We start from the raw sequence: 6,588 nt of genomic DNA, 5'->3' as shown, positions 1-6,588 counted from the left end.
CACATCGGCTTGCGAAAGCCGCCACGCGCCCCCTCTCCCGTGCGGGAGAGGGTTGGGGTGAGGGACCAGGTCTTTCCGGAAAACGCGCATCCCTCACCCTGTCCCTCTCCCGCACGGGAGAGGGGACCCGCGCCACATCCGGGTATGGGTGAATCCGATAGCCCGCAGAGGGGGATGGAGTCGCTCGCGGCCTGCAGCGGCGCCTGTACCTCAGAATCCGTATCGACTGTCGGGGATGAGCCGGGGCGTTCGTCCCTGAAAACCAGTTGCCAAGGCAAAATCGCAACCGAATATGCAACTTCTGATTAGTATCGACCCGCTACCGTGCTCCCGTGTTGCCGCACGGCGAGGCTTTCCATGTACCGCGCTCTGGCCTGCCTGACCGACCAGCACACACCCTGGGTGGTGCCCCTGGCCGCCTGCGTCTGCTGGATCTCCTGCTACGTCGCCCTGCTTCTGGAACAGCGTGTCCGGAAGGGCGGCGCCTCCGCGCCCGCCTGGCTGCTGGCCGCTGCCTTCTCGGCCGGCGCGGGGATCTGGAGCACCCACTTCATCGGCATGCTCGGCTACGATCCCGGCGTCGTCGTCGGCTACGAGATGGCCACGACGCTGCTGTCGTTGGTCGTCGCCGTCGCGGGCGCCCTGGTCGCCTTCACGCTCCTGCGGGCCGCGCATCAGCACGCGTCCTGGGCCGGAGCCGTCGCCGGCCTGGTCCTGGGCGGCGGCATCGCCTGTATGCACTTCCTCGGCATCGCGGGGGTGGTCCTGCCCGGACGCTTCGACTGGGATCCGGCGCTGGCGCTGGCCGCGACCGCGATCGGCTGCGGCCTCTCCGGCGCCGCCCTGATGGTGCACGTCCGCCGCGGCGACGCCAAGACCCGGATGACTGCTGCGACGATCCTGACGGCGGCCATCGCCGGGCTGCACTTCCTGGCCATGGCGGCGGCGCGCGTGATCCCGGACCCGGCGCTGGAAACCCCGGATCTCGGCCTCGCCCGCGGTGCGGTGGCGGGCGGCATCGCGGTGATGATGGCGGTGATCCTGGCCTTCGCGGCGCTGGCCCTGATGCTCGACCATCTGCGCACGATCAACGCCGCCCTCGCCCGCCAGGGCGTCGCCTTGCGCGAGAAGACGCTGCTGCTCGACATGACCCTGGACAGCATGGACCAGGGCCTGATCATGGTGGACGGTCGCGGCCTGGTTCAGGTGTGCAACGAGCGCGCCCTGGCGCTGCTCGATCTGCCGCGGGCGATGATGCTGGCCAGCCCCAGCTACAAGGCGGTCCTGCGCCACCAGCTGCAGAACCGCGAGCGCAACCGGACCGACCGGTCGTACCGGGACTGGATCGAGCGCGGCGGGCTGGACCAGGCCCATGTCCACGAGCGCGTGCGCCCGAACGGCCTGGTGCTCGAGATCCGGACCGTGCCTCTCCAGGATGGCGGCTTCGTGCGGACGTTCACCGACATCACCCAGCGCAAGGCCGCGGAGGCCGAGGTGGCACGCCTCGCCCGGCACGACATCCTGACCGGCCTGCCGAACCGCGGCCTGTTCCGCGAATATCTCGATGCGCGGCTCGCCGACATCACCGTTCGGGGCGGCACCGGGGCGGTGCTGTATCTCGATCTCGACGGCTTCAAGGGCGTGAACGACACGCTCGGCCACCAGGCCGGCGACGATCTGCTGCGCAGCGTGGCGGACCGCTTGCGGTCGGTGGTGGGCGACGGCGTCGTGGCGCGCCTGGGCGGCGACGAGTTCGCCGTCCTGCTCTCGGGCGACCGCCAGGAGGCCATCGCGATCGCTGAGTGCCTGATCGGCCTGTTCGAGACGCCGCTCTGGGTCGGCGCCCAGCGGATCGCCGTCGGCTTGAGCGTCGGCATCGCGCTCGCCCCGGAGCACGGGGCGAGCGCGGAATGCCTGTACCGGCGGGCCGACCTCGCCCTCTACCGGGCCAAGGCCGAGGGCCGGGGCACCTACCGGGTGTTCGCCGCCGACATGGACGAGGAGGCGGAGGAGCGCCGGGTGCTGGAGAGCGACCTGCGCCAGGCGCTGGCCGACGATGCCCTGAGCCTGCACTATCAGCCGCAGGTGGACGGCGCCTCCGGCGTGCTGGTCGGCTTCGAGGCCCTGGTGCGCTGGGCGCATCCCACGCGCGGCCAGATCCCGCCCAGCGTGTTCGTGCCCCTGGCCGAGGAGACCGGGCTGATCATCGCGCTCGGCGACTGGGTCCTGCGCGAGGCCTGCCGCGAGGCCGCGACCTGGGCGCCCTCGCTGAAAGTCGCCGTGAACCTGTCGCCGCGGCAGTTCCAGAAGCCGGACCTGCCCGAGACCGTGCTGGCCGTGCTGGCCCAGACCGGCCTGTCGCCGGAGAGGCTGGAATTGGAGGTCACCGAGAGCGTCATCATCAACGACATGGCCCGGGCGATCAGCATCCTGCGGCGCCTGAAGGGGTTCGGCGTCCGGATCAGCATGGACGATTTCGGCACCGGCTACGCATCGCTGGCGACCCTGCAGGCCTTCCCGTTCGACAAGATGAAGATCGACCGCTCCTTCGTGGCCCAGCTCGGCGTCGACCCGCAGGCCGCCGTGATCGTGCGCGCCGTGCTGAGCCTGGGCCGGAGCCTCCGCATGGGCGTCGTCGCCGAAGGCGTGGAGACGGCCGCCCAGCGGCGGTTCCTGGCGGACGAGGCCTGCGGGGAGATGCAGGGCTATCTGTTCGGCAAGCCGCAGCCGATCGGCGACTATGCCGGAATGCTCAGCCTTCCCGAATCCGCGGAGGCCATCGCTGCGCACCCGGCTCGCCTGGCTCGGGCGACGGCCTGACGGGTGTGGCGCCTGCTGGACGAGCGGCCTGATACGCGTGTCACCTGCAGGCCACAGGGGGCGCCGGACGGGCTCGGTCTTGGTTCAACGTCCCGTGTTCGAGCCGAGGCAATTTTCAATTTGTAATCGATAGCCCAACCTCAGCGAGCGAGCCCTGGGGTTTTCAGGGAGAGTCGCCGCCGCATATCCTCAATCCTAGGTTTAATACTGATCCATTTGAAAATTCCAGTTGTGCGCGATAGGAAAAATCCTCCCGTGCTGCACACGCGAGTACTTAAGCACCCTTCATGCAGACATTGTTTTCGACTGACGGGGTGCATCCCCGCGATAGCTTCAAACGCTGGTGGGAAACGCTGTTCGATCTGGGCGCCAATCTCCAACAGCAGCGCCTCGACGACGGTCTATTCAGCGGCAAGATAGACGTCATCACGATCGGCTCCGTCGCGATGCACCGCGTCTCGCAGACCGCCTTGCGGAGCGAGGCGACCGGCGAGATGTTCCGGGACTCGGCCCACGAGGGCATGGTCCTGGCAATCTTGCAACTCGCCGGCGCGGCGACGTTCGATCAGGATGGCCGGAATTCGGTGCAGCGGCCTGGCGACTTCGTGGTGAGCGATCAGCGGCCGGTCGTGAGAACGACGAGCACGGGCAGCACGTGCCTATCGATTCAATTGCCGCGCGAGCGCCTGGAGAACGTGCTCGGGTCCACCCGGCTCTACACGGCCCTGACCGTGGCCGCGGATCTCGCCTCGGCGACCCTGGTCTCGACCTTCTTCCGCGAATTGATCCGCGTGCAGCACAAGCTCCCGCCCGACGCGGCGGCCCGCATGGCTTCGGCCGGCACGGACCTGATCGTGGCCAGCATCGCCGAGCGCCTGGCCCGGGAGATTCCGCGGCCGCTGCACGGCACCGTCGTGGTTCAGCGCGCCAAGGCCTATGTCGAGGCCAACCTCGGCGACACGACCCTCGACCCGCCGCAACTCGCCGCCGCGGTCGGCGTATCGTTGCGCCGGCTGCAGGAGCTGTTCCACGGGCACGGCCAGCACATCTCGGACTGGATCTGGCAGCGTCGGCTCAAGACGGCCGCCAAGCGCCTGACCGACCCGGGCGTCCGGCACCTGCCGATCGGCACCCTGGCCTATGGCTGCGGCTTCGCCAGCCAGGCCCATTTCGCCCGCCGCTTCAAGGGGCAGTATGGCATGACTCCGAGCGCGTATCGGGCCGCGTCTCTCTTCACGGCGTCATAGGCGATCGGCCCCGGCCGGCTCAGCCGTGGGGCGTGCGCCGCCGCGCCGGGTCTCGCGCCTCCGCGCGCTTCCGGACCGCCCGCGCGCGCTCGACATCCCTGAGGCCGATCGGCCGGGGCGAGGCCTCCTGCGTGAACGGCATCCGGCTGCGGATGTCGCCGTAGTAATCCGAGCCGCTCATCCCGAAGCCGCCGCCCGTGACCGGACCGTCCAGGAGCGGCTCCCCGGCGCAGGCGGCCGTGGCACAGCAGACGAGGAGGGCGGCGAAGGTCAGGCGCATGCAGGAACCCAGGCAGGAACGAGACGGCCGTTTTACGACCGCGGACATGACAAAGCCGTGTGCGCCGGGCGGACCGGCCGCTCGGCCCCGCCCCGATCCGATCACGGGGCGGGGGAGCGTTCGATCTCACCCGCGGTCGAGCCGATACGCAACGCGGCTCGTGAGGCAGGATGACCGGCCAGGGCTAGCAGGCCGTGCGGAGGCCGCGGGATCGGCCGTCCCGAGCCGGGACCGGCCGCGCACGAAGAAGCCCGCCGCGGCTTCAAGGCCGGGCGGGCTCATGACGATCAGGATCTGGATCGGATGCGGTCAGAAGCCGCCGCGACGCCCGTAGCCGCGCGGGCCGCCGAAGCCATGCGGCCGGCCATAGCCACGCCCGTACCCGCGGCCATAGCCGTAACCCCGGCCCCGGAAGCCCGGGCCGCCGTAGCCATGGCGGCGGCCACCGAAGCCCGGTCCGAAGCGGGGACCGCCATAGCCGTACTGGACCTGCTCAACCACCGGGGCCGGTTCGGTGACGGCGCCGAGGCCGATCTGGGCAGCGGCAGCCGGAAGCGGCGCGAGAAACAGGCTGGCGGCGAACAGGCCACCCGTCAACGTCGGGACTTTGAACACGGATTCTCTCCTCGCCGGGGCCGCTGAGGCGCGCCCCCGGCTTCGAGGAAACCCGACGGGCTCTCGGACCGTTCCTGATGACGTGACCTGCAACGGCCTTCCTGCGGATGAGCCCCGCCCCCGCGCGACATCTCCGCCCCGCCGGGAAGCGCGCTCGGGCCGCCGTGGGGTGTTCATGAGACGCGCGATGGTGAAGTGGCTGATGGTCGCGCTCGCGGTCTTCGCAGGCACCCCTGCGGTCGCTCAGCGGGATCGGGCCAACCGCGGGCGTCGCGGCGCGATCGAGGCCCCGCCCTTCGGTGCCCCGCGCGTCCCGGCCGCACGGCTGCGCCCCGCGGACGACGGCATCATTCATTGGAACACGCCGAACAAGGACGGCAATCTCGGTGGTCCCGGGACGGGCGGCGGCGGCGGAGGGGGCGGCTAGAGCCTCGCCCGGACAGGGTAAGCGGGTCGATCGGCGATGAAGTGCTGCCGTTGCGTGCGCGAGCCGCAGAACCCAGTACTTCAACAGTGCCGACGTCACACCGGCACTTGAGGTCATCACAAAAGCCTATGCTGACTGAACAGGATTGTTGATCTCCACGCTCGACAACGGGTGGTTGGCTCCCGTATGATGCTCAAACGTTGCCGGCACGTTATGAGCCGTTGGGCACGTTGTTTTCAGGAATTCCGCACACATGAAGCGCCGGAGCGCGCGGCCGTTCACGGTCGAAGTCAAGCATACCCGCACCTCCCGCGTCGCCCTGGTCGACGCGACCATGCGGCCCCGCGAAAATCACGACCTCTGGTGGGACATCCCCGAGGTCACAGTCGACAAGCCGGCCGAGCCGGCAGCTGCCCCCGTCGTCCTGGCCGATCCGGCGCGGCCCGAGGCCCCGGCGCGCCGGGTGCTGCCGAGCCTCATGCCGATGTTCGCGACCGCGAGCGAGCCCGAAACCGCCGAGGCGGACGAGGCTCCGACGATCGAGCGCCTTCCGCGGGTGCGCCGGGCCAAGGCGGCCACCAAGCGCGCGCCGAAGCCTGCTACCGAGGCGGCACGGCCCGTTTTCACCCCGGCTCCCGCGATCTCGCGGCAGCCGACGAGTGCGCCCGCTCCGGTGACGGCCGCCCCGGCCCAGCCGGCCGCGATGCCGGTGCGCCCGATCCGTCTCTCGCGGCAGGGCGACACGCTCAAGGCCGGCGAGCGCTGGAAGCGGCGCCTGCCGCGCCACCTGTGGTGATGTGAGCGATCGGCAGCGCACAAGTTCTTCGAGGCGCGATCACCCTTGTAGGCTGTGACGCGCCCGCTCTCTCGTCTCGGTTGGCACACATCACTGGGTGTGGCGCGCGTCCCCTCTCCCGCACGGGCTACGACGTTCACACATCGGGGTCGGCAGGATACGCTGGTGACACCGCGGCTCTCCCTCCCCCCCTTGCGGGGGAGGGTGGCCCCCGAAGGGGGTCGGGAGAGGGGAGCGACGGTGCAAGACAAAGCTCCGGCCTGCACGCCGGCGCTGCCTCCTCCGGAAGCCGGGTTCCCCTCTCCCGACCCTCGCTGACGCGAGGCCCACCCTCCCCCGCAGAGGGGGGAGGGAGACGCGCTTGGGTCCGGCCGTTGCTTCCATCCGGCAACGATGTGTGAAC

General features: G+C 70.1%; 6 protein-coding genes. 4 read left to right on the top strand and 2 right to left on the bottom strand.

Translation table 11 applies throughout. The features are described 5' to 3' along the window. The first annotated feature begins 357 nt into the window (after positions 1–357). Entirely contained in the window at positions 358–2,820 is a 2,463-nt protein-coding gene (locus tag MKL20_RS06990) for an EAL domain-containing protein (RefSeq protein WP_244036071.1), read from the top strand. A gap of 287 nt (positions 2,821–3,107) precedes the next feature. Further along, on the top strand, positions 3,108–4,067 hold the full coding sequence (locus tag MKL20_RS06985; protein WP_244036070.1) for a helix-turn-helix domain-containing protein: 960 nt from the start codon (positions 3,108–3,110) through the stop codon (positions 4,065–4,067). A 19-nt stretch (positions 4,068–4,086) separates the two neighbouring features. Here the strand turns inward: MKL20_RS06985 and MKL20_RS06980 are convergent, their stop codons facing one another. Then, the gene (locus tag MKL20_RS06980) at positions 4,087–4,347 is read right to left on the bottom strand and encodes a hypothetical protein (RefSeq protein ID WP_244036069.1); all 261 of its coding nucleotides are present in this window, start codon (positions 4,345–4,347) and stop codon (positions 4,087–4,089) included. A gap of 309 nt (positions 4,348–4,656) precedes the next feature. Further along, entirely contained in the window at positions 4,657–4,962 is a 306-nt protein-coding gene (locus MKL20_RS06975; RefSeq protein ID WP_244036068.1) for a hypothetical protein, read from the bottom strand. A gap of 187 nt (positions 4,963–5,149) precedes the next feature. Between MKL20_RS06975 and MKL20_RS06970 the strand changes: the two genes are divergently transcribed. Next, positions 5,150–5,389, top strand: coding sequence for a hypothetical protein (locus tag MKL20_RS06970; RefSeq protein WP_244036067.1), 240 nt, complete (start codon positions 5,150–5,152; stop codon positions 5,387–5,389). A 253-nt stretch (positions 5,390–5,642) separates the two neighbouring features. Beyond that, complete coding sequence (locus MKL20_RS06965; protein ID WP_244036066.1) at positions 5,643–6,185, top strand: hypothetical protein; 543 nt, start codon at positions 5,643–5,645, stop codon at positions 6,183–6,185. Positions 6,186–6,588 lie beyond the last annotated feature (403 nt).

Source organism: Methylobacterium sp. E-066 (genome assembly GCF_022829635.1).
In the GTDB taxonomy this organism is placed as follows: domain Bacteria; phylum Pseudomonadota; class Alphaproteobacteria; order Rhizobiales; family Beijerinckiaceae; genus Methylobacterium.
The sequence above is the reverse complement of the archived record's forward strand: the minus strand, read 5'-3'. Positions and strand labels throughout refer to the sequence as shown.